At 70.7% G+C, this 24726-nt stretch carries 23 protein-coding genes; 12 read left to right on the top strand and 11 right to left on the bottom strand.

From position 1 onward, the window contains the following. Positions 1-39: 39 nt before the first annotated feature. From ACZ67Q_RS26160 to ACZ67Q_RS26145, 4 genes are all read left to right on the top strand, one after another. A complete protein-coding gene (locus tag ACZ67Q_RS26160) occupies positions 40-1848 on the top strand; it encodes an ABC-F family ATP-binding cassette domain-containing protein (RefSeq protein WP_471186482.1) in 1809 nt (602 codons plus the stop codon). 230 nt (positions 1849-2078) lie between these two features. After that, entirely contained in the window at positions 2079-3908 is a 1830-nt protein-coding gene (locus tag ACZ67Q_RS26155; RefSeq protein ID WP_471186479.1) for an outer membrane protein assembly factor BamB family protein, read from the top strand. A gap of 100 nt (positions 3909-4008) precedes the next feature. Further along, positions 4009-5955 (top strand): outer membrane protein assembly factor BamB family protein, encoded by a 1947-nt coding sequence (locus ACZ67Q_RS26150; protein ID WP_471186476.1) that lies wholly within the window; start codon positions 4009-4011, stop codon positions 5953-5955. 136 nt (positions 5956-6091) lie between these two features. Beyond that, complete coding sequence (locus ACZ67Q_RS26145; RefSeq protein WP_471186473.1) at positions 6092-6784, top strand: helix-turn-helix transcriptional regulator; 693 nt, start codon at positions 6092-6094, stop codon at positions 6782-6784. A gap of 150 nt (positions 6785-6934) precedes the next feature. On the opposite strand, the gene ACZ67Q_RS26140 is transcribed toward ACZ67Q_RS26145, so the two are convergent. Both ACZ67Q_RS26140 and ACZ67Q_RS26135 read right to left on the bottom strand, forming a co-directional pair. Then, on the bottom strand, positions 6935-7258 hold the full coding sequence (locus tag ACZ67Q_RS26140; RefSeq protein WP_471186470.1) for a hypothetical protein: 324 nt from the start codon (positions 7256-7258) through the stop codon (positions 6935-6937). 29 nt (positions 7259-7287) lie between these two features. Then, the gene (locus tag ACZ67Q_RS26135; RefSeq protein WP_471186467.1) at positions 7288-8976 is read right to left on the bottom strand and encodes a sodium:solute symporter family protein; all 1689 of its coding nucleotides are present in this window, start codon (positions 8974-8976) and stop codon (positions 7288-7290) included. A 206-nt stretch (positions 8977-9182) separates the two neighbouring features. Here ACZ67Q_RS26135 and galT point away from each other — a divergent pair, with 206 nt between their 5' ends. The 3 genes from galT to galK are packed head-to-tail and all read left to right on the top strand — an operon-like array spanning position 9183 to position 12416. Further along, the gene (gene galT, locus ACZ67Q_RS26130) at positions 9183-10244 is read left to right on the top strand and encodes a galactose-1-phosphate uridylyltransferase (protein WP_471186464.1); all 1062 of its coding nucleotides are present in this window, start codon (positions 9183-9185) and stop codon (positions 10242-10244) included. Next, a complete protein-coding gene (gene galE, locus ACZ67Q_RS26125; RefSeq protein ID WP_471186461.1) occupies positions 10241-11203 on the top strand; it encodes a UDP-glucose 4-epimerase GalE in 963 nt (320 codons plus the stop codon). The genes galT and galE overlap by 4 nt, the downstream gene beginning before the upstream one ends. Positions 11204-11243: 40 nt before the next feature. Further along, positions 11244-12416, top strand: a complete 1173-nt coding sequence (galK, locus tag ACZ67Q_RS26120) for a galactokinase (RefSeq protein ID WP_471186458.1) — start codon at positions 11244-11246, stop codon at positions 12414-12416. Here the strand turns inward: galK and ACZ67Q_RS26115 are convergent. Continuing rightward, positions 12400-12843: a GNAT family N-acetyltransferase gene (locus ACZ67Q_RS26115; protein ID WP_471186455.1), complete on the bottom strand. Its 444-nt coding sequence runs from the start codon at positions 12841-12843 to the stop codon at positions 12400-12402. The two genes, galK and ACZ67Q_RS26115, sit on opposite strands and share 17 nt — an antisense overlap. A 238-nt stretch (positions 12844-13081) precedes the next feature. On the opposite strand from ACZ67Q_RS26115, the gene ACZ67Q_RS26110 reads away from it, so the two are divergent. Beyond that, positions 13082-13861 (top strand): LuxR C-terminal-related transcriptional regulator, encoded by a 780-nt coding sequence (locus ACZ67Q_RS26110; protein WP_471186452.1) that lies wholly within the window; start codon positions 13082-13084, stop codon positions 13859-13861. Here the strand turns inward: ACZ67Q_RS26110 and tamR are convergent. After that, on the bottom strand, positions 13820-14317 hold the full coding sequence (gene tamR / locus ACZ67Q_RS26105) for a MarR family transcriptional regulator TamR (RefSeq protein WP_361628401.1): 498 nt from the start codon (positions 14315-14317) through the stop codon (positions 13820-13822). The genes ACZ67Q_RS26110 and tamR overlap by 42 nt on opposite strands. Positions 14318-14405: 88 nt before the next feature. Here tamR and ACZ67Q_RS26100 point away from each other — a divergent pair, with 88 nt between their 5' ends. From ACZ67Q_RS26100 to ACZ67Q_RS26090, 3 genes are read left to right on the top strand one after another with little or no spacing between them, the layout of a single operon-like run. Beyond that, a complete protein-coding gene (locus ACZ67Q_RS26100) occupies positions 14406-15224 on the top strand; it encodes a trans-aconitate 2-methyltransferase (protein WP_471186448.1) in 819 nt (272 codons plus the stop codon). Further along, positions 15221-15610, top strand: coding sequence for a VOC family protein (locus ACZ67Q_RS26095; RefSeq protein WP_471186446.1), 390 nt, complete (start codon positions 15221-15223; stop codon positions 15608-15610). The genes ACZ67Q_RS26100 and ACZ67Q_RS26095 overlap by 4 nt, the downstream gene beginning before the upstream one ends. Before the next feature lie 37 nt (positions 15611-15647). Continuing rightward, the gene (locus ACZ67Q_RS26090; protein ID WP_361628410.1) at positions 15648-15821 is read left to right on the top strand and encodes a CsbD family protein; all 174 of its coding nucleotides are present in this window, start codon (positions 15648-15650) and stop codon (positions 15819-15821) included. Between the two features lie 81 nt (positions 15822-15902). Here the strand turns inward: ACZ67Q_RS26090 and ACZ67Q_RS26085 are convergent, their stop codons facing one another. Both ACZ67Q_RS26085 and ACZ67Q_RS26080 read right to left on the bottom strand, forming a co-directional pair. Continuing rightward, positions 15903-16577 (bottom strand): TetR/AcrR family transcriptional regulator, encoded by a 675-nt coding sequence (locus ACZ67Q_RS26085; RefSeq protein ID WP_361628412.1) that lies wholly within the window; start codon positions 16575-16577, stop codon positions 15903-15905. Continuing rightward, positions 16574-17587, bottom strand: coding sequence for an acyl-CoA desaturase (locus tag ACZ67Q_RS26080; RefSeq protein ID WP_471186441.1), 1014 nt, complete (start codon positions 17585-17587; stop codon positions 16574-16576). The genes ACZ67Q_RS26085 and ACZ67Q_RS26080 overlap by 4 nt, the downstream gene beginning before the upstream one ends. A 289-nt stretch (positions 17588-17876) precedes the next feature. On the opposite strand from ACZ67Q_RS26080, the gene ppc reads away from it, so the two are divergent. After that, a complete protein-coding gene (gene ppc, locus ACZ67Q_RS26075; protein WP_471186438.1) occupies positions 17877-20609 on the top strand; it encodes a phosphoenolpyruvate carboxylase in 2733 nt (910 codons plus the stop codon). Positions 20610-20695: 86 nt separating this feature from the next. On the opposite strand, the gene ACZ67Q_RS26070 is transcribed toward ppc, so the two are convergent. From ACZ67Q_RS26070 to ACZ67Q_RS26050, 5 genes are all read right to left on the bottom strand, one after another. Continuing rightward, positions 20696-21424, bottom strand: a complete 729-nt coding sequence (locus ACZ67Q_RS26070) for an LPXTG cell wall anchor domain-containing protein (RefSeq protein ID WP_471186436.1) — start codon at positions 21422-21424, stop codon at positions 20696-20698. Between the two features lie 251 nt (positions 21425-21675). Continuing rightward, positions 21676-22179, bottom strand: a complete 504-nt coding sequence (locus ACZ67Q_RS26065; RefSeq protein ID WP_471186433.1) for a hypothetical protein — start codon at positions 22177-22179, stop codon at positions 21676-21678. A gap of 42 nt (positions 22180-22221) precedes the next feature. Continuing rightward, positions 22222-22818, bottom strand: coding sequence for an aminoacyl-tRNA hydrolase (gene pth / locus ACZ67Q_RS26060; protein WP_471186430.1), 597 nt, complete (start codon positions 22816-22818; stop codon positions 22222-22224). A 100-nt stretch (positions 22819-22918) separates the two neighbouring features. Next, positions 22919-23515, bottom strand: a complete 597-nt coding sequence (locus ACZ67Q_RS26055; protein ID WP_471186427.1) for a 50S ribosomal protein L25/general stress protein Ctc — start codon at positions 23513-23515, stop codon at positions 22919-22921. Between the two features lie 193 nt (positions 23516-23708). Then, a complete protein-coding gene (locus ACZ67Q_RS26050; RefSeq protein WP_361628432.1) occupies positions 23709-24689 on the bottom strand; it encodes a ribose-phosphate diphosphokinase in 981 nt (326 codons plus the stop codon). Between the last annotated feature and the right edge of the window lie 37 nt (positions 24690-24726).

Genomic DNA, 24726 nt, shown 5'->3' with positions numbered 1-24726 from the left:
TAGGCTGGGAGGCTGATCGACCCCCCTGTCAGGAGTGAGATGGCCGTCAACCTGGTCAATGTCGAGAACGTCAGCAAGGTGTACGGCACCCGTGCCCTGCTGGACGGTGTCTCGCTCGGCGTGTCCGAGGGGGACCGGATCGGGGTCGTCGGACGCAACGGCGACGGCAAGACCACCCTGATCCGGATGCTCGCCAGGCTGGAGGAGGCCGACACCGGCCGGGTCACCCACTCCGGCGGACTGCGCATCGGCGTGCTCACGCAGCACGACTCCCTCGACCCGGAGGCGACCGTCCGGCACGAGGTCATCGGCGACATGGCCGACCACGAGTGGGCGGGCAACGCCAAGGTCAGGGACGTGCTGACCGGACTGTTCGGCGGGCTGGACCTGCCCGGCTTCCCCAAGGGCCTCGACACCGTCATCGGACCGCTCTCCGGTGGTGAGCGGCGCCGTATCGCGCTCGCCAAGCTGCTCATCGAGGAGCAGGACCTGCTCGTCCTGGACGAGCCCACCAACCACCTCGACGTCGAGGGCATCGCCTGGCTCGCCGAGCACCTGCGCGCCCGGCGCTCGGCGCTGGTGTGCGTCACCCACGACCGCTGGTTCCTGGACCAGGTCTGCACCCGCATGTGGGACGTGCAGCGCGGCGCCGTCTACGAGTACGAGGGCGGCTACTCCGACTACGTCTTCGCGCGCGCCGAGCGTGAGCGCATCGCCGCGACCGAGGAGGCCAAGCGGCAGAACCTGGTCCGCAAGGAGCTGGCCTGGCTGCGGCGCGGCGCGCCCGCCCGCACGTCCAAGCCCCGTTTCCGCGTCGAGGCCGCCAACGAGCTGATCAAGGACGTGCCGCCGCCCCGCGACAGCAGCGAACTGATGAAGTTCGCCTCCTCCCGGCTCGGCAAGACCGTCTTCGACCTGGAGGACGTGACCGTCCAGGCCGGTCCCAAGGTGCTGCTCAAGCACGTCACCTGGCAGCTCGGCCCCGGCGACCGCATCGGCCTCGTCGGCGTCAACGGCGCCGGGAAGACCTCGCTGCTGCGTGCGATGGCCGACGCCGCCCGCACCGGGGGCGAGGCGCAGCCGGCCGGCGGCCGGGTCGCCGTCGGCAGGACCGTCAAGCTCGCCTACCTCTCCCAGGAGGTCGCCGAGCTGAACCCGAACACGCGGGTGCTGGAAGCCGTGCAGGAGGTCCGTGAGCGCGTCGACCTCGGCAAGGGCCGCGAGATGACCGCCGGTCAGCTGTGCGAGACGTTCGGCTTCGGCAAGGAGAAGCAGTGGACGCCCGTCGGCGACCTCTCCGGCGGTGAGCGCCGCCGCCTCCAGCTCCTGCGGCTCCTCATGGACGAGCCCAACGTCCTCTTCCTCGACGAGCCCACCAACGACCTCGACATCGAGACCCTCACCCAGCTCGAGGACCTCCTCGACGGCTGGCCCGGCTCGATGATCGTCATCTCCCACGACCGGTTCTTCGTCGAGCGCACCACCGACCGCGTCTTCGCGCTGCTCGGCGACGGCACCCTCAGGATGCTGCCGCGCGGCATCGACGAGTACCTGGAGCGGCGCCGGCGCATGGAGGAGGCGGTCGCCGCGCAGGTCACCGCCGCGGCGCCCAAGCCGGCCGGCACCGAGAAGAGCGCCGCCGACCAGCGCGCCGCGAAGAAGGAACTGCAGAAGGTCGAGCGGCAGCTCGACAAGGTCTCCGAGCGGGAGGCCAAGCTCCACGCCCAGATCGCCGAGAACGCCACGGACTTCGCGAAGGTGGCCGAACTCGACGCCGAACTGCGGGAGCTGGCCGGCCAGCGCGAGGAGCTGGAGCTGCGCTGGCTGGAACTGGCCGAGGACGCCTGACCGTTCGGGCGCATGCGCCCCGCGCGCACGTCACGTGAAGGGGGCGTGAAGGCGCGTAACGAGGGCATCACGGGCCGGTCCTCCGTTGGGTACAGGCCCGGCCTCACTCCGGTGGACCGTCGGCGGCGGGTGATAGAAAGGGCCGTCTGAGAACTGTCTGTCGAACGACTCTGGGTCCATCGCGTACCTCAGGGCGTGGGTGAAAATCAGTGAGGTAGGGGGAGACGCTGATGACTCAGCCGCCCAACCAGCCGCCGCCGCAGGGCGGGTTCGGACCGCCGCAGGACCAGCCGCCGCAGCCCGGTGGCGGGTTCGGCGCTCCGCAGAACCCGCCGCCACCGCAGAGTCCGCCGCCTGCGCCGCCCGGCGCACCGCAGACGCCGCCGCCTCCGCAGACCCCGCCCGCCGGCCCCCCGCAGCCGGGGTACGGCTACCCGCAGCAGCCCGGGCCCTACGCCCAGCCGAGCGGCCCCTACGCGCCCCCCGGCACGCCCGCGCCCGGACCCTACGGCCAGCAGCCGGGCCCGTACAGCCCGCCGCAGCAGCCCGGCCCCTACGGCCAGCCGCAGCCCGGCTACGGCTACCCGCAGCAGCCCCAGTTCCCCGGCGCGCCCGGCACCCCGCCGCCCGCAGCCCCCGGCGGCCGCGGCCCGTTCAAGGGCAAGCCGCTCGCCGTCATCGGCGCCGCCGTCGCCGCGCTGCTCGTCATCGGCGGCACGGTGTGGGCGCTCAGCGGTGACGACGACCCGAAGAAGACGCCGGTCTCCCAGCAGAGCGACGACCCGAAGCCGACCGGATCCGAGAGCCCCACGGGCGACCGCGGCGGTCACGACGCCGAGGACCTCAACGCCGGCCGCCAGCCCGGCGAGGCGAAGGTGCTGTGGTACCAGTCGGCGCCCGACGCGCCCAAGGGCGGTGCGGACGCCCCCGGGCTGTGGATCACCGACAAGGTCACCGTCAAGGCGGCCTACAAGCAGGTCTTCGGCTACAACATCTCCGACGGCAAGCCCGCCTGGACCCCCATCACCTTCGCGTCGAAGATCTGCGCGGCCACCCGTGAGAAGACGGCCGACAACAAGATCGTCGTCGCCTACATGGACGGCACCAGCGAGCGCGCCAAGTGCAATCAGCTCCAGGAGATCGACCTCGCCACCGGCCAGAAGGGCTGGACCGGAGCGATCGACGACGGCGCCCTGTTCGACAGCGCCCTCAACGTCGAGCTGACGCTCGCCGGTGACACGCTGATGATCGGCCGCTCCCAGTCCGGCGTGGCCCTCGACGTGCACAGCGGCCACAAGCTGTACGACAAGAAGCGCTACGGCTCGGCCTGCTTCCCCTCCGCCTTCGCCGGCAGCACGGCCAAGCTGATCCAGGTCGCAAGCTGCGGCGCCATGACGTCGAACGAGCACGAGGAGCTGCAGGGCCTCAACCCGAAGACGGGGGCGGTGCTGTGGACCCAGCCGCTGGAGAAGGGCTGGGAGGTCAAGAAGGTCTTCTCCATGGACCCGCTGGTCGTCTACCTCACCAATGAGGACAAGAAGGTCTGGGACATGGTCGTCCTCCAGGCCAACGGCAAGCTGCGCACCCACGTCAACGTCAACGAGAAGTTCGACTTCCAGTGCGGCTGGAGCATCTTCCAGCGCGACCTGCAGGGCTGCCTCGGCACCGCCGCCGGCGGCGACACGCTGTACCTGCCCACCGACGCCACCACCGGTGCCAACGAGGTCGTCGCCATCAGCCTCGCCAACGGCAAGGAGAAGTGGCGCGTGAAGTCCCCTGCCGACGAGTCGATGCTGCCGATGCGCGTCGACGGCAACCAGCTCGTCGCCTACGTCCAGCCGTCGTACGACGCGGGCGGCCAGGTGGTGTCCGTGCCGACGGCGGGCACCGCGCACCAGCCGGCCAAGCTGCTGCAGATGCCCGCGTCCACCGCGGAGATCGAGAACGGCTTCTTCTCCAAGACCTACGACTGGGTCGACGGACGCTTCTACATCGCGACCACCCGGCTGGGCGGCGGCGATGACGCGAAGGAGAAGCTGATGCTCGCCTTCGGCAAGTGAGCCCGCTGCGGGGCCCGTTGCCGGGCCCCGCTCCCGCGTGCGCTTCCCTCCCCGCCCGCCCCGCCGACGACACGGTCGTCCGACCCGAGGTACCCACGTCATGACCCAGCCGCCCCCGCCCCCGAACCAGCCCCCGCAGCAGGGGGGTGGCTTCGGCCCGCCGCAGGACCAGCCGCCGGCGCAGCCCGCGCAGCAGCCGGGTGGCTACGGCACCCCGCAGCCCCCGCAGCAGCCGGGTGGCTACGGAACCCCGCAGCCCGCCCAGCCGCCGGCCGCCCCGCAGACTCCGCCGGCCGCTCCGCCGACCCCGCCGGGTCCGGCCGCGGCGCCGAGCCTGAACAAGGCCCCGCAGCCGGCCCCCGGTTACGGCTACCCGCAGCAGCCGCAGGGCGCCCCGCACACGCCTCCGGCCCCGCAGACGCCCCCGCCGCCGATGCCGGGGCAGCAGCCCGCGCCCGGTTACGGCTACCCGCAGGCAGGCCAGCCCCCGACCCCTCCGCAGCCCGGTTACGGTTACCCGGGCCAGCCGCAGGCGCCGTACGGGCAGCAGCCCGGCTACGGCCACCCGCAGCAGACGGCGCCCCAGCCGCAGGCCACGCCGTCGTCCGGCGGCGGACGCAAGGTCAACCCGCAGGTGGCGATCATCGTCGCCGCCGTCGTCGCGTGCGCGCTGATCATCGGCAGCGGCGTCTGGTACTCCCACTCCAAGGGCGGCAAGGACGAGACGGCCAGCTCCGCGGGTCCCACCGGCGGCGGCAAGGACGGCGACACGCCCGCCGGCGGTGGCGGCAGCGAGAAGGTGCCGGACAACCCCGCCTCGCAGGTGCTGTTCCAGGTGCCCATGCCGCCGGTCACCGACGACAGCAGCGTCAGCGTCAACGGCTCCTGGCTCACCGACAAGGTGTACGCCAAGACCGGCAACGCCGAGATCGTCGGCTACGACCCGGCCAAGGGCACCAAGATGTGGTCGATCCCGCTGCCCGGCCCGGTGTGCACGGCCAGCAAGTACGCCTCCGCCGACGGCAAGGCGGCCGTGGTGTTCGAGCCCGCGATGCCGACCAAGGACAAGCCGTCCCACGGCTGCAGCCAGGTCGCCTCGATCGACCTGACGACCGGCAAGAAGCTGTGGACGCAGACGGCCAAGAACGGCGACGAGCTGGCCACGTTCGACAACGTCACCCTCAGCGGCGGCACGGTCGCCTCCGGCGGCCTGGACGGCGGCGCCGCGTGGGACGCCACCTCCGGCAAGTCCCTGTGGGCCCCGAAGGCGGCCGACACCTGCGAGGACGCCGGGTACGGCGGCGGGGAGAAGCTCGTCGCGGTGCGCAAGTGCGGGTCGTACGACAACCCCGTGGTGCACATCCAGACCATCGACCCGAAATCCGGGAAGGTGTTCTCCGACTACAAGATGTCCGCGGGCATCGACGACGCGGCCATCGTCTCCAGCAACCCGCTCGTCGTCGGCGCCGACGTCGGTGACACCGGCAACGGCAGCGGGGTGTCCGACATCTTCTCCATCGACAACGCCACCGGACAGCTGAAGGCGCGCATCTCCCTGTCCGGCGACGGCTACACGGAGACCTGCGACACCCTCGACGAGGTCGAGAACTGCCACGGCCTGGTGGTCGGCAACGGCAAGCTGTACGTCTCCACCGCGGAGCACGACAGCACCGGCGACCACGGCAAGACCAACGAGATCGTCGCCTTCGACCTGGCCACCGGCAAGCAGACCGGCCAGCGCGCCGACGCCGGCGACGGCTACACCTACACCCCGCTGCGCATGGACGGCTCCAACGTCATCGCGTACAAGCGGCCGCCGTACGACAAGGGCGGGCAGATCGTCAGCATCGACGGCGGCAGCTTCAAGGCCACGACGCTGCTGGAGAACCCGGCGACGCGGTCGGTGCGGGACGTGGAGACCAGCATGCTCCCGGACCACGCGGAGTTCATCTTCGCCGGCGGCCGGCTGTACATGGCGGACACCTTCGCCCGCAAGCCGATGGCGGGCGAGAGGGAATACCTCGCGATCGCCTTCGGCACGCGGTGACGTCCGGCTGATCCGTGCCCTGTGGCCCCGTCCCCGTTCAGGGGGCGGGGCCACTTTTCGTCGCGTAGGGGGCGCGCGATGTCGTACAAGCGTGTAGCTTCCGGGAGCAATGGATCGGGGGGACTGGGGGGTTCTCTTGGGAGTGCGGCTGATGGTGGTCGACGACCACCGACTGCACGCGGAGGCGCTGGCCTCGGCGTTGAAGCTGCGGGGGCACCGGGTGCTCGCCGCGACGGCGCCCGTCGCGGGGGCGGCGGAGCTGGTGATCTCGCGGGCGCCGGAGGTGTGTCTGCTGGGGACGGCGGCGCCGGCGCAGCCGGGGGTGTTCGATCCCGTGGCGCGCATCCGGCGGGAGCGGCCGCAGGTGGCCGTGCTGGTCCTGGGCCCGGTGCCGAGCCCGCGCGGCATCGCGGCCGCGTTCGCGGCGGGGGCGTGCGGCTATGTACGGCACGACGAGCGGATCGAGGGCGTCGAGCGGGCCCTCATGAAGGCGCGCACGGGGGAGGCGGCGGTGGCACCGGCCCTGCTGCAGCAGGCGTTCGGCGAGCTGCTCAACCCCGCGGTCCAGCCGGACGACGAGGGCCGGCGCCTGCTGTCGATCCTCACGCCGCGGGAGGTGGAGGTCCTGGTCCGGGTCGCGGACGGCGAGGACACGAGGGTGATCGCGGCGGGCATGGGCATAGCACCGTCGACCGCCCGCACCCACGTGCAGCGAGTACTGATGAAACTCGGCGTGGGCTCCCGCCTGGAAGCGGCGGCACTCGCCGCGCGAACGGGCCTGCTGGAGAGGGCGGGCAACTCCACGCCTGACGGCATGGCAACGCCCTGAAGGGGCGCGGGGCTGTGTTCGATATGCGGCTCCGCCGCGTGGGCGCGACCGGCCACGACCGACCCGCACCCGGCAACGTGCCCGCGGCCCCGACGGCGTCACTCCGCACTGCCGCCGGCCGCGGGCACCCGCACCCGCGCCCCGACGGAGTCACTCCACGCGACCCTCCGGAGGAACCGGCGCCGCAGGCCGCAGCTTCAGCCACACCAGGAAGAACACCCCCAGGGCCAGCATCCCCAGCCCCGTCCAGAGGTTGATATTGACACCCTGCGCCTTGTCGATCGCCGCGTCGGAGTCCGTCAGCCCCGTGATCGTGACGATGACGCCGTAGACGACGAACAGCCCGCCGATGATCCGCCGGATGTCGAACAGCCGCGCCGCGGTCGCCGACTTCCCCTGAAGTTCGGTGACTTCGCGCTGCACATCCCGCTCGGAGTACTCACGGTGCTCGCGGTGCCCGGGATTCTCACTCATGCTTTCTCACACTCCTGACTGACAGGCCCTCAGAACGAGAACGGGATGTAGCAGGCGGCTGCCAGCACGACGGCGCCCCAGCCCAGCAGCGCCGGCCGGCGGTACCACGCGTCGTCCCCGGCGGCGGGCGGCTCGGACATCCCGGGGGAGCGGGTGCCGTACACGAGGCCCTGGAGCTCCTCCACCGGCTTGGGCTTGGTGAACAGGGACACCGCCACCATCACCACCGCCCCCGCGACGAAGCCCGCGATCGCGGAGACGAAGTTGGCGCCCTGGTCGGAGGGGATGTCGATGACGCCCTGCTTGTAGATCCAGAAGTAGTTCAGCATCGCGACCGTGGTGCCCGCGAGCAGGCCCCAGAAGCCGGACTTGACGGACGCCCGCTTCCAGAACATGCCGATGATGAAGACGACGAACATCGGGACGTTGAAGAACGAGAACAGCGTCTGCAGATACGCCATGATGTTCGAGAACGACGAGGCGAGGAACGCGGTGCCGATCGAGGCGAGCACGCCGATCGCGGTGATGAGCCGGCCGAAGCGCACGTAGTAGGAGTCCTCGCGGTCCGTCACCACGTACTTGGCCCAGATGTCGGTGGTGAACACGGTGTTGAAGGACGACACGTTGGCCGCCATGCCGGCCATGAACGCGGCCAGCAGACCGGTCACGGCGATGCCGAGGACACCGTTGGGCAGCAACTGCTCCATCAGGTACGGGATGGCGTCGTTGTACTGCAGGTCCGAGCCCGCGGTGCCGATCTTCGGCACGAGGACGGCGGCGACCAGACCCGGGATCATCACCAGGAAGACGATGAAGATCTTCGGGAACGCGGCGATCAGCGGGGTGCGCTGGGCCGCGGAGAGGTTCTTCGCGGACAGGGCGCGCTGCACCTCGGCGAAGTTCGTCGTCCAGTAGCCGAAGGAGAGCACGAAACCGAGGCCGAGCACGATCGTCAGCCAGTTGGCGCCCAGCGGGTTGGCGTGGCCGATGCCGGTGCCGCCCCAGGAGGTGAGGAAGTCACCGCCGTGGCTCTTGGTCAGGGAGTCGGACAGGCCGTCCCAGCCGCCGACCTTCTTCAGGCCGAGCACGGTGATCGGGATGAGGGCGGCGAGGATCACGAAGAACTGCAGCACCTCGTTGTAGATCGCCGAGGACAGGCCGCCGAGCGTGATGTAGGCGAGGACGAAGAAGCCGGCGACCACGATCGCCACCCACTGCGGCCAGCCGAGCAGGGCCTCGACGACGATCGCGAGGGCGTACAGGTTGACGCCCGCGATCAGGATGGCCGCGAGGGCGAACAGGATCGAACTCAGCAGATGCGCCCACTTGTCGAAGCGCAGCAGCAGGAACTCGGGGACCGAGCGGACCTTGCTGCCGTAGTAGAAGGGCATCATCACCAGGCCCAGGAAGACCATGGCCGGGATGGCGCCGATCCAGTACCAGTGGGTGGTGTACACGCCGTACTGCGCGCTGTTGGCGGCCATGCCGAGGATCTCGGTGGCGCCGAGGTTGGCCGCGATGAACGCCAGGCCCGTCACCCACGCGGGCAGTGAGCGCCCGGACAGGAAGAAGTCGAGACTCGTCTTCACCGACCGGCGGGCGGCGAAGCCGATGCCCAGCACGACCAGGAAGTAGATCGCGAGGATCGTGTAGTCGAGCCAGTTCGTGGGGAGCCGTAGCCCGGCGGCCAGATATGTGGCGGTTGTGGGGGTCTGCATTAAGCACTCGCTTCGTTGCGCGAACTGATCCTCAGCGGAACCTACGCGTCCGCGTTTAGAAAATGAACACTTCTGGTGATGGTCTTTGTTGGATTGTGATGTGCAGGGCTCTGGTGGGTTGTGACGTGTTATGTTTGATTGTGTTGAGTCATAGCAGTGCTTCGGTCCCCCAGCAGGCGCTCGGGTGAGGACAGAGGGAGTCCGGCGTGAAGAAGACCTCGACCCGGCTGGCCGACGGTCGTGAGCTGATCTACTACGACCTGCGCGACGACACGGTGCGGGGCGCGGTCGACCGGCGCCCGCTGGAGCGGACCGTGACCACCTCCGAGATCCGCCACGACCCGCTGCTCGGCGACGCCGTCGCGATCGCCTCGCACCGCCAGGGCCGCACCTACCACCCCCCGGCCGACGAGTGCCCGTTGTGCCCGTCCGAGGGTGAGCGGCTCAGCGAGATCCCGGACTCGTCCTACGACGTCGTAGTCTTCGAGAACCGCTTCCCCTCGCTCGCCGGCGACTCCGGCCGCTGCGAGGTGGTCTGCTTCACCTCCGACCACCGGGCGTCCTTCGCCGATCTGACCGAGGAACAGGCGCGGCTGGTCCTGGACGCCTGGACCGACCGCACGTCGGAGCTGTCGCATCTGCCCTCCGTCGAGCAGGTGTTCTGTTTTGAGAACCGCGGCGCCGAGATCGGCGTGACCCTCGGCCACCCTCACGGGCAGATCTACGCCTACCCGTTCACCACCCCGCGCACCGCGCTGATGCTGCGCCAGGTGGCGGCGTACAAGGAGGCGAGCGGCGGCGAGAACCTCTTCGACGCCGTCGTGGAACGCGAGCTGGCCGGCGAGCGGGTCGTCCTGGAAGGCGAGCACTGGGTGGCGTTCGTGCCGTACGCGGCGCACTGGCCCTACGAGGTGCACCTGTACCCGAAGCGGCGGGTGCCGGACCTGCTGGCGCTGGACGAGGGGGCCCGCACAGAGTTCCCCCAGCTCTATCTGGAACTCTTGAGGCGCTTCGACCGGATCTTCGGAAGTGGTGAACCGCCCACGCCGTACATCGCCGCCTGGCACCAGGCGCCGTTCGGCCCGCTGGTGGAGCCCGACGGCGTCACCCGTGACGACTACGCGCTCCACCTGGAGCTTTTCACCATTCGCCGGACGTCGGGCAAGCTGAAGTACCTCGCGGGCTCCGAGTCCGGCATGAGCGTGTTCATCAACGACGTGCCCCCGGAGCGCGCGGCCGAGCGACTGCGAGAGGTAGCGAGTTCATGAGCGGTAAGTACCTGGTGACGGGCGGTGCGGGGTACGTCGGCAGTGTGGTGGCCCAGCATCTGCTGGAGGCCGGCCACGAGGTCGTCGTCCTCGACAACCTCTCCACGGGATTCCGGGAGGGTGTCCCGGCGGGCGCCGCGTTCATCGAGGGCGACATCCGCGACGCCGCCAAGTGGCTGGACTCCTCCTTCGACGGCGTGCTGCACTTCGCGGCGTTCTCGCAGGTCGGCGAGTCGGTGGTGAAGCCGGAGAAGTACTGGGACAACAACGTCGGCGGCACCATGGCCCTGCTCGGCGCCATGCGCGAGGCGGGCGTGCGCACGCTCGTCTTCTCCTCCACGGCCGCGACCTACGGCGAGCCGGAAGAGGTCCCGATCGTCGAGAGCGCCCCGACGAAGCCCACCAACCCCTACGGCGCCACCAAGCTCGCCGTCGACTTCATGATCACCAGTGAGGCGAACGCGCACGGCCTGGGCGCGGTCTCCCTGCGCTACTTCAACGTCGCCGGCGCCTACGGCGCCTACGGCGAGCGCCACGACCCCGAGTCGCACCTCATCCCGCTGGTGCTCCAGGTCGCCCAGGGCCGCCGCGACGCGATCTCGGTCTACGGCGAGGACTACCCGACGCCGGACGGCACCTGTGTGCGCGACTACATCCATGTCGCGGACCTGGCCGACGCGCACCTGCTGGCGCTGCGGGCCGCCCGGCCGGGCGAGCACCTGATCTGCAACCTCGGCAACGGCAACGGCTTCTCCGTCCGCGAGGTCATCGAGACCGTGCGCAAGGTCACCGGCCACCCGATCCCCGAGGTGGTCGCCCCGCGCCGGGGCGGCGACCCGGCGGTCCTGGTCGCCTCCGCGGACACCGCTCGTGAGCGCCTCGGCTGGCAGCCGCGCCGCGCGGACCTCGCCGGGATCGTGGCGGACGCCTGGGAGTTCGCGCAGAACCGCGCAAAGTAACGCACTTTCGAGCAGAAGGTACGAAAGGTCAGGGTCAGGGATGAGCGAGGCCGTCGCCGGCGCCGTAGCCGAGCGGTTCGAAGAGCTGTACGGAGCCGAGCCGGAAGGGGCGTGGGCGGCGCCGGGCCGCGTCAACCTCATCGGCGAGCACACCGACTACAACGACGGCTTCGTCATGCCGTTCGCGCTGCCGCACACCGCGCTCGCCGCGGTGCGCCGGCGTGAGGACGGCCGGCTGCGCCTGCACTCGGCGGACATCGAGGGCGGCGTCGTCGAGCTGCGCGTCGAGGACCTCGCCCCCGAGTCGGACAAGGGCTGGACGGCCTACCCGTCGGGCGTGGTGTGGGCGCTGAGGGAGGCCGGCCACCCGGTGACCGGCGCGGACATCCATCTCGCCTCCACCGTCCCGGCGGGCGCGGGCCTGTCCTCCTCGGCGGCGCTGGAGGTCGTCGTCGCCCTGGCCCTGAACGACCTGTTCGGTCTCGGCCTGCGCGGCTGGCAGCTGGCCCGGCTGTGCCAGCGCGCGGAGAACGTCTACGTCGGCGCCCCGGTCGGCATCATGGACCAGACCGCGTCGGCCTGCTGCCAGGCCGGCCACGCCCTGTTCCTCGACACCCGCGACCTGTCCCAGCGGCAGATCCCCTTCGACCTCGCGGCCGAGGGCATGCGCCTGCTGGTCGTGGACACGCAGGTCAAGCACGCGCACAGCGAGGGCGAGTACGGCAAGCGGCGCGCCGGCTGCGAGAAGGGCGCCGCCCTGCTCGGCGTCGACGCCCTGCGCGACGTGCCCTACGCGGACCTGGACGCGGCGCTGGCCCGGCTCGGGGACGAGGAGGAGGTCGTCCGCCTGGTCCGGCACGTCGTCACCGAGAACCACCGGGTCGAGCGGGTCGTGGCGCTGCTGGAGTCCGGCGACACCCGAGCCATCGGCCCGGTCCTCGTCGAGGGCCACACCTCCCTGCGCGACGACTTCCGCATCTCCTGCCGCGAGCTGGACCTGGTCGTCGACACGGCGCTGGCCTCCGGCGCCCTCGGCGCCCGCATGACCGGCGGCGGCTTCGGCGGCTCGGCGATCGTCCTGGCCGACATCTCCGACGTGGACACCATCACCAAGACGGTCGAGGAAGCCTTCGCCACGGCGGGCCTGACCGCCCCGCGCGTGTTCGAGGCGGTCCCCTCCGCGGGCGCGCGCCGGCTCAGTCGATCCGCTTGACCAGCGTGTACTCCGTGATCCCCGGCGGATAGTCGGGGATCACGCACACCACCTCATAACCCTGCTTGAGGTAGAACCCGGGCGCCTGGAAGTCCCAGGTCTCCAGGCGTACGGCGGTGCAGCCGCGCTCCGTGCGGGCGAGGCGCTCGGCCCGCGCGAGCAGGCGCGAGCCGAGGCCGGCGCCGCGCTGCCGCTCGTCCACCCAGAGATGATCGACGTGCAGCCAGCCGGCCCAGGTCCGCCCGACCAGGCCGCCCGCGAGATCCCCGGCGCCGTCCAGGGCCCACAGATGCAGGGCTGCGTCCCGTGCGCCGGGGGTGCCGCGCAGGGCGCGCAGCACGGGGGAGGCCGCGGTGTTCGCCTCCCGGAGGCGCGAGCGCAGCAGATGGCGTCGCTCTTTGTCCACTCGTGCCTCAATACGGAACATGCGGCTCACCCTAAACGCCGGGATCCGCCAGTTCTGCAATTCTCCTTGCCCTGCCCGGCTGCGGCCCTACCCTGTGAACAGCACCGGTGGGGGCCGGTGTTCGTTCAGGGGGCGAGTGAAGCCGGGTACGGCGCTCGGCGGGGGGAAGCGGTCCGGTACGGCGGCGGCCGTACGGTTCGCCCGACCCCTCGGGCGCCGTGTCCGCGCCGGTCGTCGTGGCGAGGCCTGGGGGTCATCCGTGGTGCGCATCCGAGTCCTGGTCGTCGACGACCACCGCATCTTCGCCGAGTCGCTGGCCGCGGCGCTGGCCGCGGAGCCGGACGTCGAGGTCGCCGCGGCCGGCAGCGGCCCGGCCGCACTGCGCTCGCTGGAGCGGGCGGCCGCCGAGGGACGCCGCTTCGACGTGGCGCTCGTCGACGCCGACCTGGGGGCGATGCCGCCCGGGATACGGCCCGCGCCGCCCGTGCCGCAGGGCGGTGACGACGGTGTCGTCGACGGGATCTCCCTGGTCGCCGGCGTACGCACGGCGCAGCCGCACGTACGGATCGTGGTGCTCGCGGAGAAGGACGACCCGAGGCGCGCGGCACTCGCCCTGCAGGCCGGGGCCTGCGGCTGGGTCGCCAAGGACTCCTCGCTGTCCCGGCTGCTGACCGTGATCCGCGGGGTGCTGCGTGACGAGACGCATCTGCCGCCCGCCCTGCTGACCGGCGTCCTGCGCGAGCTGACGGCCGCGCGCAAGCACCGCACCGAGAGCGAGCGGCTGGTGGAGTCCCTCACCCCGCGCGAGCGGGAGGTGCTGCGCTGCATGGTCGCCGGGCTCGGCCGCAAGGCGGTCGCCGAGCGGCTGTTCCTCTCCCCGCACACCGTGCGCACCCATATGCAGAACGTGCTGGGCAAGCTGGGCGTGCACTCCACCCTCGCGGCCGTGGCGCTGGCCCGCCGCGCCGGTGTGGGGCCGGCCGACCTGACCGGCCCGTCAGCCGGGGATGTTGTCGAACGGGGCGGTCAGCTGGCGTAGGAGCCCGGCCAGTTCACCGCGCTGGGCGCGGGACAGCTCGGCGAGGATCGCCCGCTCCTGGTCCAGCAGCCCGGCCAGCGCCTGGTCGGCGCGGTCGCGGCCCTCGTCGGTCAGGCGCACCAGCACACCGCGCCGGTCGCTCGGGTCGGGCAACCGCTCCACCAGGCCCTTCTTGGCCAGGCGGTCGATCCGGTTGGTCATCGTCCCGGACGTCACCAGCGTCTGGGTCAGCAGCTGCCCGGGGGAGAGCTGATAGGGGGCGCCCGCACGCCGCAGGGCCGTCAGCACGTCGAACTCCCAGGGCTCAAGACTGTGCTCGGAGAAGGCAAGACGACGTGCCCGGTCCAGGTGCCGGGCCAGTCTGCTCACCCGGCTGAGCACCTCGAGCGGTTCCACGTCGAGGTCCGGACGCTCCCGGCGCCACGCTGCGACCAGCCGATCGACCTCGTCCTCCATGGCGATCAGTGTAGTGGTTGTGTCGATATTAAGTCTCTTGAGATCGAGTCTCTTGACATCAAGATAAATGCGCGGGGACAGTGGAGACATGACCAAGCCGACCTGGGACCCGGACCAGTACCTCCGCCACGCCGGGCACCGCGCCCGTCCCTTCGCCGACCTGCTGGCCCGTATCCCCAGCCCGCCCGGTGACTGGCCCCGCATCGCCGACCTCGGCTGCGGCCCCGGCAACGTCACCGCCCTGCTCGCCGAGCGCTGGCCCACCGCCCACATCACCGGCTACGACAACGCGCCCGAGATGCTGGACGCCGCCCACGCCGGCCACGAGGGCCCGACAGCGGGAGGCGGACACCTCGACTTCGCGCACGCCGACGTCCGCGACTGGACGCCCAGCGAGCCGTACGACGTGATCGTCTCCAACGCCACCCTCCAGTGGGTGCCGGGGCACGCGGACCGGTTCGCCGACTGGATCGCCGCCCTGCGGCCCGGCGGCACCCTCGCCTTCCAGGTCCCCGACAACATCGACGCCCCGCTGCACGCCCTGATGCGCGACCTCGCCGGCACCCCCCGCTGGCGCTCCCGCCTCGGCGGCGTCCTGCGCCGCACCGACTCCGTGCACACCCCCGGCGCCTACCTCGACCGGCTGGCCCGGCTCGGCTGCACCCCGGACGTGTGGCAGACGACGTATCTCCACGTCCTGCCCGGCACCGACCCGGTGCTGGACTGGGTCAAGGGCACCGGCCTGCGTCCCGCCCTCACCGCCCTCGCCGACGACCCCGAGGCCCGCGACGCCTTCCTCGCCGAATACCGCGACCTGCTGCGCGAGGCCTACCCGAGCGCGCCCTACGGCACCGTCCTGCCCTTCCGCCGCCTGTTCGCCGTAGCGGTCAAGGAGACCCGAGGATGATCGCCGCGATCGACCACGTCCAGCTCGCCGCCCCGCCCGGCAGCGAGGACGCCCTGCGCGCCTTCTACACCGGGGTCCTGGGCATGACCGAGATCCCCAAGCCGCCGGTGCTCGCGGCCCGCGGCGGCTGCTGGTTCCAGGCCGGCGCCGTCCAGCTGCACCTCGGTGTCGAAGACGACTTCCGTCCCGCCCGCAAAGCACACCCCGGGCTGCGCGTCACCGGCATCGAGGCGTACGCCGACCGTCTCACCGCCCTCGGCGCCCGGGTGACGTGGGACGGCAACCTCCCAGGTCACCTGCGTTTCTACGCCGAGGATCCCGTCGGCAACCGGCTGGAGTTCCTGGAGCCCACGTTTGAGCGGCCCGGATCGGGTCACCCGGTGTGAGGTAACCCCCCGCAGACCTGACTGGGAGTGATCAGCCGTGGCAGGCGAGCAGAAGGCCAAGGGCAAGAAGGAACAGCTCAAGGGCAAGGCCAAGGAAGCGGTCGGCCGCACCGTCGGCAACGAGCGCATGACCGCCGAGGGCGAGGCCGACCAGATGAAGGGCGACGCCCGCCAGGCCAAGGAGAAGACGAAGGACGTCTTCAAGCACTGAGCGCGCCGGCGTACAGGCAGTCGCGCCCGCAGCGATCGATGAGGGCCCCCGGAGCAATCCGGGGGCCCTCATCCCTGTGTGTCAGCTCTTGCGGTGACCTATCAGCCGCGGCTTCGGCTCGAGCCCGTCCAGCCCGTGCCACGCCAGGTTCACCAGATGGGCGGCGACCTCCGCCTTCTTCGGGCGGCGCACGTCCAGCCACCACTGCCCGGTCAGCGCCACCATGCCGACCAGCGCCTGCGCGTACAGCGGGGCCAGCTTCGCGTCGAAGCCGCGCGACTTGAACTCGCGCCCCAGGATGTCCTCCACCTGGGTGGCGATGTCCGAGATCAGCGAGGCGAAGGAGCCCGTCGACTGGGGGATGGGGGAGTCACGGACCAGGATGCGGAACCCGTCCGTGTATTCCTCGATGTAGTCCAGCAGCGCGAACGCGGCCTGCTCGCACAGCTCACGCGGATGGCCGGCCGTCAACGAGCTCGTCACCATGTCCAGCAGCCGCCGCATCTCACGGTCCACGACGACCGCGTACAGCCCTTCCTTGCCGCCGAAATGCTCGTACACCACCGGTTTGGACACCCCGGCCTTCGCCGCGATCTCCTCCACCGACGTGCCCTCGAAGCCCTTCGCGGCGAACAGGGTCCGACCGATCTCCAGCAGCTGCTGGCGGCGCTCGGCACCGGTCATCCGGGTGCGACGCACACGCCGCGGCTTGTCATTGCTGGAGGTGCTGGAGTCGGTCGCCACGGCGTCCATCATGCCGCGTCGGCGCTCACCTTCCGCCTCCGGGAGCGGTCATCTTCGCTGCTGCGACGAGAATCGATACGCGAGCGTGACGGCCAGCGCACGTCGTACGCCCAGCCCAGCATCTCGAACCAGCGGATGATCCGCGCCGAGGAGTCGATCTGGCCGCGCATCACACCGTGCCGCGCGGAGGTCGGGTCGGCGTGGTGCAGGTTGTGCCAGGACTCGCCGCACGACAGGATCGCCAGCCACCACACGTTGCCCGAGCGGTCCCGCGACTTGAACGGCCGCTTGCCCACCGCGTGGCAGATGGAGTTGATCGACCAGGTGACGTGGTGCAGCAGCGCCACCCGGACGAGTGATCCCCAGAAGAACGCCGTGAAGGCGCCCCACCAGGACATCGTCACCAGTCCGCCGATCACCGCCGGCAGCGCCAGCGACAGGGCCGTCCACAGCACGAACTGCCGGGAGATGGCCCGCATCGTCGGGTCCTTGACCAGGTCCGGGGCGTACTTCTCCTGCGGGGTCTGCTCCTCGTCGAACATCCAGGCGATGTGCGCCCACCACAGGCCCTTCATCAGCGCCGGCACGGTCTCGCCGTACCGCCACGGCGAGTGCGGGTCCCCCTCGGCGTCGGAGAACTTGTGGTGCCGGCGGTGGTCCGCCACCCAGCGCACCAGCGGCCCCTCCACCGCCATCGACCCGGCGATCGCCAGCGCGATCTTCAGCGGGCGCTTCGCCTTGAACGAACCGTGCGTGAAGTGCCGGTGGAAGCCGATCGTGATGCCGTGGCAGCCGAGGTAGTAGAAGAAGACCAGCAGGCCGAGATCCAGCCAGCTCACGCCCCATCCCCAGGCCAGCGGCACCGCCGCCACCAGCGCGAGGAACGGAACAGTGATGAACAACAGCAGCGCGATCTGCTCGATCGAACGCTTCTGCTCGCCGCCGAGGGTGGCGGGCGGTACGGGCGTGTCGTCCGGCGCCTTACGAGCGTCTGCGATCACATCGGAGGAGCTAGTGGTCATACGCGTCCCCTGTGGGGTCGAGGGTCTGGGCGATGCCGGGCTTCGGGACCCGATTCTCTTTCCTACGGTTCCGTAACCTACGGCATCGTAAGTATGGCAGCGTGTTGCCCGGCGGCAAGAGCCCATGGGCCTGCGCGTTCCGGCGGCACCTATCCTGGAGTCGGTCGGACAGCGCGGTCCGCTCTGAAGTTTTTCCCGGACGTCCGGCACGCAATCGGTGCCCGTCGCTCGAGACGCTCGTCCGGGTTCCCCTCCCAGACGAGCTTCAACACTGCAAGGAGCCGCACCTGTGAGCAGTGCCGACGACCAGACCATCACCACGAGCAGTGAGCTGCGCGCCGACATCCGCCGGCTGGGCGATCTCCTCGGCGAGACCCTCGTCCGCCAGGAAGGCCCCGAGCTCCTCGACCTGGTGGAGAAGGTCCGCCGCCTCACCCGCGAGGACGGCGACGCCGCCGCCGAACTGCTGCGCGGTATCGAACTGGAGACCGCGGCCAAGCTGGTTCGCGCCTTCTCCACCTACTTCCACCTGGCCAACGTCACCGAGCAGGTGCACCGCGGCCGCGAACTGCGCGCCAAGCGCGCCGCCGAGGGCGGTCTGCTCTCCCGTACGGCCGACCGGCTCAAGGACGCCGACCCCGACCACCTGCGCGAGACCGTTCAGCACCTGAACGTCCGCCCCGTGTTCACCGCGCACCCCACCGAAGCCGCGCGCCGGTCCGTCCTCAACAAGCTCCGGCGTATCGCCGCACTCCTCGAAGAGCCCGTCCTCGACTCCGACCGGCGCCGCCACGACACCCGCCTGGCCGAGAACATCGACCTCGTCTGGCAGACCGACGAGCTGCGCGTCGTACGCCCCGAACCCGCCGACGAGGCCCGCAACGCCATCTACTACCTCGACGAACTGCACGCCGGCGCCGTCGGCGACGTCCTCGAGGACCTCACCGCGGAACTCGAGCGCGTCGGCGTCAAGCTCCCCGACGACACCCGCCCCGTCACCTTCGGCACCTGGATCGGCGGCGACCGCGACGGCAACCCCAACGTGACCCCCCAGGTCACCTGGGACGTGCTCATCCTCCAGCACGAGCACGGCATCAACGACGCCCTCGACATGATCGACGAGCTGCGCGGCCTGCTGTCCAACTCCATCCGCTACACCGGCGCCACCGACGAGCTGCTCGACTCGCTCAAGGCCGACCTCGACCACCTCCCCGAGATCAGCCCCCGCTACAAGCGCCTCAACGCCGAGGAGCCCTACCGGCTCAAGGCCACCTGCATCCGGCAGAAGCTGGAGAACACCAAGCAGCGTCTGGCCGCCGGCACCCCCCACGAGAGCGGCCGCGACTACCTCGGCACCAGTGAACTCCTCGCCGACCTGCGCATCATCCAGAACTCCCTGCGCGCGCACCGCGGCGGCCTGTTCGCCGACGGCCGCCTCGCCCGCACCATCCGCACCCTGGCCGCCTTCGGCCTCCAGCTCGCCACCATGGACGTCCGCGAACACGCCGACGCCCACCACCACGCCCTCGGGCAGCTCTTCGACCGCCTCGGCGAGGAGTCCTGGCGCTACGCCGACATGCCGCGCGAGTACCGCACCAAGCTCCTCGCCAAGGAGCTGCGCTCCAGAAGGCCGCTCGCGCCCAGCCCCGCCCCCGTCGACGCGGCCGGGCTGAAGACCCTCGGCGTCTTCCAGACCGTCAAGCGGGCCCTGGAGGTCTTCGGACCCGAGGTCATCGAGTCGTACATCATCTCCATGTGCCAGGGCGCCGACGACGTCTTCGCCGCCGCCGTCCTCGCCCGCGAGGCCGGACTGATCGATCTGCACGCCGGCTGGGCCAAGATCGGCATCGTGCCGCTGCTGGAGACCACCGACGAGCTGAAGGCCGCCGACACCATCCTGGAGGAGATGCTCTCCGACCCCTCCTACCGGCGCCTGGTCTCCCTGCGCGGCGACGTCCAGGAGGTCATGCTCGGCTACTCCGACTCCTCCAAGTTCGGCGGCATCACCACCTCGCAGTGGGAGATCCACCGCGCCCAGCGCCGCCTGCGCGACGTCGCCCACCGCTACGGCGTGCGCCTGCGCCTCTTCCACGGCCGCGGCGGCACCGTCGGCCGCGGCGGCGGCCCCTCCCACGACGCGATCCTCGCCCAGCCCTGGGGCACCCTGGAGGGCGAGATCAAGGTCACCGAGCAGGGCGAGGTCATCTCCGACAAGTACCTCATCCCGTCCCTGGCCCGGGAGAACCTGGAACTGACGGTCGCGGCCACCCTGCAGGCCTCCGCCCTGCACACCGCCCCCCGCCAGTCCGACGAGGCCCTCGCCCGCTGGGACGCCGCCATGGACGTCGTCTCCGACGCCGCCCACGCCGCCTACCGCCGCCTCGTCGAGGACCCGGACCTGCCGACGTACTTCCTCGCGTCGACGCCGGTGGATCAGCTCGCCGACCTGCACCTGGGCTCCCGGCCCTCCCGCCGCCCCGGCTCCGGCGTTTCGCTCGACGGCCTGCGGGCCATCCCGTGGGTGTTCGGCTGGACCCAGTCCCGGCAGATCGTCCCCGGCTGGTTCGGCGTCGGCTCCGGCCTCAAGGCACTGCGCGAGGCCGGCCTCGACACCGTGCTCGACGAGATGCACCAGCAGTGGCACTTCTTCCGCAACTTCATCTCCAACGTCGAGATGACCCTCGCGAAGACCGACCTGCGCATCGCCCAGCACTACGTCGACACCCTCGTCCCCGACCACCTCAAGCACGTCTTCGACACCATCAAGGCCGAACACGAGCTGACCGTCGCCGAGGTGCTCCGCGTCACCGGCGAGAGCGAACTCCTCGACGCCCAGCCCGTCCTGAAGCAGACCTTCGCCATCCGCGACGCCTACCTCGACCCGATCAGCTACCTCCAGGTCACCCTGCTCAAGCGGCACCGCGACGCCGCCGCGGCCGACGAGCAGCCCGACCCGCTGCTCGCCCGGGCCCTGCTGCTCACCGTCAACGGTGTCGCGGCCGGCCTGCGCAACACCGGCTGACCGCCCTCCCCGGACAGACGACGGCATACGACGGTGCCCCCGAGCCGCACGGCTCGGGGGCACCGTCCTGTGCTCACCGCAGCAGATCAGCCGCGGGCCGCCTTCCGGCGCCGCAACGCGAGGAAACCGCCGCCGGCGACCAGCGCCGCCGCGACACCCGACAGCACACCCACCGGCGCGCTGTTCCCGGTCTCCGCCAGGTCACCCCCGGCCGCACCGCCGGCCGACGGCGACGAGGACGCCGACGGGGCAGCGCCACCGGCGGACGCGGACGCCGACGGGGCGGGCCCGCCGGCGGAGGCGGAGGCGGAGGACGACGGAGCCGGCGACGCGGACGACCCGGCCGACGCCGACGCCGACGCCGAGGCGGACGCGGAGGCCGACGGCGCCCCGCCGCCCTGCGCCGGCGAGCAGTCCGTCCAGAACACCTTGTGCTTCGCCGCCTTGCTCTTCTCACCGGCGAAGTTCCAGAACAGCTTGTAGTGCCCGTCCGGCAACGACAGGTCCTCCGTACGGCCATGACCCGCGCCGTCCAGAGCGATCGCACCGGACTTCACCGTCTCGCCCTTCACGTCGGCCGTCGGCGCCCAGGACTCGATGTGCCAGGACACCTGCTGACCGCCGTCAAAACCGAAGGCGTCGAGGTAGAACGTGCAGACGTGCGGCTCGTTGCGGCGCAGCTCCTCGCCGGTCGAGGCATCGTGGATCTTGACCGTGCCGTTGTCTCCGGGCGCGGTCGCATGAGCGGCGGGCGCCGTGAACACGGCAGCCGCGGCGAGGGCGCACACGGCGCCGACGCGGGTGGGGGTACGCATGGGCAGTCCATCTTCGAGAAGCGAACGGGAAGATGTGGAGGGGGCGGCTCAGCTTCCTGCCACCCCGCAGACCAGGTCAATCACGAACAGGCAACACTCGGAGTCTCCACAACCCGGAGAACGGCGATAACCGTCAGACCGTCACGAACCCCACGCCGATCCGTCGACGAACGCCCCCGCGCCGATCCGTCGACGAACGCCCCCGCGCACCTCCGGCGCCCGTGCCCTACGGGCCAGGAACGCCCCCGCGTTCACACCGCCAGGAAAGCCCCGGTCAGCAACGCGATCCCCGACCCCGCCAGCACCCACGCCGCCCGCGTCCACCGCAGCCCGCCCGCCACGACCACCGACGCCAGCAGCAGCGCCCCGCCCAGCGGCACCCACGCGTACAGGATCCCGGCCGGCCCCGAGCGCACGACCTCGTCACTGCCCGGCTTCACCACCACGGCGTACGTGCCGCCCTCCCGCACCGCGACCGGGTCGTCGATCACCACGCTGCGCCGCGCCGTCGACCCCGCCGACGCCGGTGTGTACGGCCCGCTGCACGTGTCCTCACCGCACCGGGTCACCACGACCGTCCCGTGCTCACGGCCCTTGGTCAGCATCACGTGCTGCGCCGTCCCCCAGGACGCCCACACCCCCGCGACCAGGATCAGCGCCGCGACCGTACTCATCGCGGCGAGCCGCCCGAGCCGCAGCGCGGCGAGCGAGACCTGACGGGACCGGAGGGCTGTGGCAGGCATGGCCGGGATCATTGGCCATACCTGTACACCCGGTCAACTCACGTAAGGGACAAGTCAGGAGTTGTACGCGCTCTGCGCCCGCTCCAGACCTTCCGACACCAGACACTCCACCGCGTCCGCCGCCCGGTCCACGAACCAGTCCAGCTCCTTGCGCTCCGCCGACGAGAAGTCCTTCAGCACGAAGTCCGCCACCTGCATACGCCCCGGCGGCCGCCCGATGCCGAACCGCACGCGGTGGTACTCCCGCCCCATCGCCTTGGTGATCGACTTCAGCCCGTTGTGACCGTTGTCCCCGCCGCCCAGCTTCACCCGCAGCGTGCCGTAGTCGATGTCCAGCTCGTCGTGCACCGCGACCACGTGTCCGAGCGGCACCTTGTAGAACTCCCTGAGCGCGTTCACCGGACCGCCCGACAGGTTCATGTACGACATCGGCTTCGCCAGCACCACCCGCCGGTTGGCCGGCCCGGGCGGACCGATGCGCCCCTCGACGACCTGCGCCTGCGCCTTGCCGGCCCGCTTGAAGCGGCCACCGATCCGCTCCGCGAGCAGATCCGCCACCATGAACCCCACGTTGTGCCGGTTCATCGCGTACTCCGGCCCGGGATTGCCCAGCCCGACGATCAGCCAGGGGTCGTTGGCGGATGTGGTCACGTCCGTGTCTCCTCACGTGCGACAGCCGCTGCTCCCCCGGCCGGGGAAGCAGCGGCTGGAAAAGCTACCGCTGTGGGCAGTCGTACCGCAGAGCGATGGATCAGGCCTCGGCGGCCTCTTCGCCCTCACCCTCGGCGCCCTCGACGGCCTCCTCGGCCTGCGCGGCCAGGACCTGGATGACGACCGTGTCGTCCTCGACGGCCAGCTTGACGCCCTTGGGCAGGGTGATGTCCTTGGCCAGGACGGAGGCGCCGGCCTCCAGGCCCTCCACGGACACCGTGACGGCCTCGGGGATGTGCGTGGCCTCGGCCTCGACCGGCAGGGCGTTCAGCACGTGCTCGAGCAGGTTGCCACCGGGGGCCAGCTCGCCCTCGGCGTGCACCGGGATCTCGACCGTGACCGTCTCGCCGCGCTGGACCAGCTGAAGGTCCACGTGCTCCAGGAAGCCCTTCAGCGGGTCGCGCTGCACGGCCTTCGGGATCGCCAGCTCGTTGCGCTGACCGTCGATGTCCAGCGCGATCAGGACGTTCGGCGTACGCAGCGCCAGCAGCAGCTCGTGGCCCGGCAGGGTCAGGTGCAGCGGGTCGGAACCGTGACCGTACAGAACACCGGGAACCTTGTTGTCGCGGCGGATACGACGCGCGGCACCCTTGCCGAACTCGGTGCGCGTGACGGCGGCGAGCTTCACCTCGGACATATGGATCACTCCTCGTAGAAAGCGGAAAACGGGCGGGGTTACCCGGCCAACGAACGGCCTGCTACGAAGAGCGCGTCGATTACGGACCGCCGCACCAGACAGGTACGGCCTCCCTCGCCGAGCAACTGCAGCAGTCTACTCGGACAGGGAGGCCGTACCCAAAACGATCAACAGCCCGCGGGCTGCAGAACCCTTACTGCTCGTCGAACAGGCTCGTCACCGAACCGTCCTCGAACACCTCACGCACCGCCGACGCGATCGTCGGCGCGATCGACAGCACCGTGATCTTGTCCAGCTCACGGTTCAGCTCACCCGGCGTCGGCAGCGTGTTCGTGAACACGAACTCACTCACCCGCGAGTTCTTCAGCCGGTCCGCCGCCGGACCCGACAGCACACCGTGCGTCGCCGTCACGATGACGTCCTCCGCACCGTGCGCGAACAGCGCGTCCGCGGCCGCGCAGATCGTGCCACCGGTGTCGATCATGTCGTCCACCAGCACACAGACCCGGCCCTTGACCTCACCCACGACCTCGTGGACGGTCACCTGGTTCGCCACGTCCTTGTCACGCCGCTTGTGCACGATCGCCAGCGGCGCACCCAGACGGTCACACCAGCGGTCCGCCACCCGCACCCGGCCGGCGTCCGGAGACACCACCGTCAGCTTCGACCGGTCGACCTTGCGGCCCACGTAGTCCGCCAGCAGCGGCAGCGCGAACAGATGATCGACCGGGCCGTCGAAGAAGCCCTGGATCTGATCCGTGTGCAGATCCACCGTCAGGATGCGGTCCGCACCCGCCGTCTTCATCAGGTCCGCGATCAGACGCGCCGAAATCGGTTCACGACCCCGGTGCTTCTTGTCCTGCCGCGCGTAACCGTAGAACGGCACGATCACCGTGATGGAGCGGGCCGACGCACGCTTCAGCGCGTCGATCATGATCAGCTGCTCCATGATCCACTTGTTGATCGGAGCCGTGTGGCTCTGGATCAGGAAGCAGTCCGCACCACGAGCAGACTCCTGATAACGGACATAGATCTCACCATTCGCGAAGTCGAAGGCCTTCGTCGGGACGACCCCGACACCCAGCTGCTGGGCGACCTCCTCGGCAAGCTCGGGGTGGGCGCGGCCGGAGAAGAACATCATCTTCTTCTCGCCGGTCGTCTTGATCCCGGTCACAGCACTGTCTCCTCAGAGGTGTTCTCAGCTGGGTGTC

It is taken from the genome of Streptomyces sp. NPDC036813, assembly GCF_055609245.1.
This window is presented reverse-complemented; position numbering and strand designations above follow the sequence as displayed.

Coding starts and splice junctions, on each gene's coding strand:
- ACZ67Q_RS26115 (WP_471186455.1), bottom strand. CDS start 12,843: ATGTTCCGTATTGAGGCACGAGTGGACAAAGAGCGACGCCATCTGCTG.
- ACZ67Q_RS26140 (WP_471186470.1), bottom strand. CDS start 7,258: ATGAGTGAGAATCCCGGGCACCGCGAGCACCGTGAGTACTCCGAGCGG.
- ACZ67Q_RS26070 (WP_471186436.1), bottom strand. CDS start 21,424: ATGCGTACCCCCACCCGCGTCGGCGCCGTGTGCGCCCTCGCCGCGGCT.
- ACZ67Q_RS26080 (WP_471186441.1), bottom strand. CDS start 17,587: ATGACCACTAGCTCCTCCGATGTGATCGCAGACGCTCGTAAGGCGCCG.
- ACZ67Q_RS26160 (WP_471186482.1), top strand. CDS start 40: ATGGCCGTCAACCTGGTCAATGTCGAGAACGTCAGCAAGGTGTACGGC.
- ACZ67Q_RS26055 (WP_471186427.1), bottom strand. CDS start 23,515: ATGTCCGAGGTGAAGCTCGCCGCCGTCACGCGCACCGAGTTCGGCAAG.
- galK (WP_471186458.1), top strand. CDS start 11,244: ATGAGCGAGGCCGTCGCCGGCGCCGTAGCCGAGCGGTTCGAAGAGCTG.
- galE (WP_471186461.1), top strand. CDS start 10,241: ATGAGCGGTAAGTACCTGGTGACGGGCGGTGCGGGGTACGTCGGCAGT.
- ACZ67Q_RS26085 (WP_361628412.1), bottom strand. CDS start 16,577: ATGATGGACGCCGTGGCGACCGACTCCAGCACCTCCAGCAATGACAAG.
- ACZ67Q_RS26065 (WP_471186433.1), bottom strand. CDS start 22,179: ATGATCCCGGCCATGCCTGCCACAGCCCTCCGGTCCCGTCAGGTCTCG.
- ACZ67Q_RS26100 (WP_471186448.1), top strand. CDS start 14,406: ATGACCAAGCCGACCTGGGACCCGGACCAGTACCTCCGCCACGCCGGG.
- ACZ67Q_RS26135 (WP_471186467.1), bottom strand. CDS start 8,976: ATGCAGACCCCCACAACCGCCACATATCTGGCCGCCGGGCTACGGCTC.
- ACZ67Q_RS26095 (WP_471186446.1), top strand. CDS start 15,221: ATGATCGCCGCGATCGACCACGTCCAGCTCGCCGCCCCGCCCGGCAGC.
- tamR (WP_361628401.1), bottom strand. CDS start 14,317: ATGGAGGACGAGGTCGATCGGCTGGTCGCAGCGTGGCGCCGGGAGCGT.
- ACZ67Q_RS26150 (WP_471186476.1), top strand. CDS start 4,009: ATGACCCAGCCGCCCCCGCCCCCGAACCAGCCCCCGCAGCAGGGGGGT.
- ACZ67Q_RS26155 (WP_471186479.1), top strand. CDS start 2,079: ATGACTCAGCCGCCCAACCAGCCGCCGCCGCAGGGCGGGTTCGGACCG.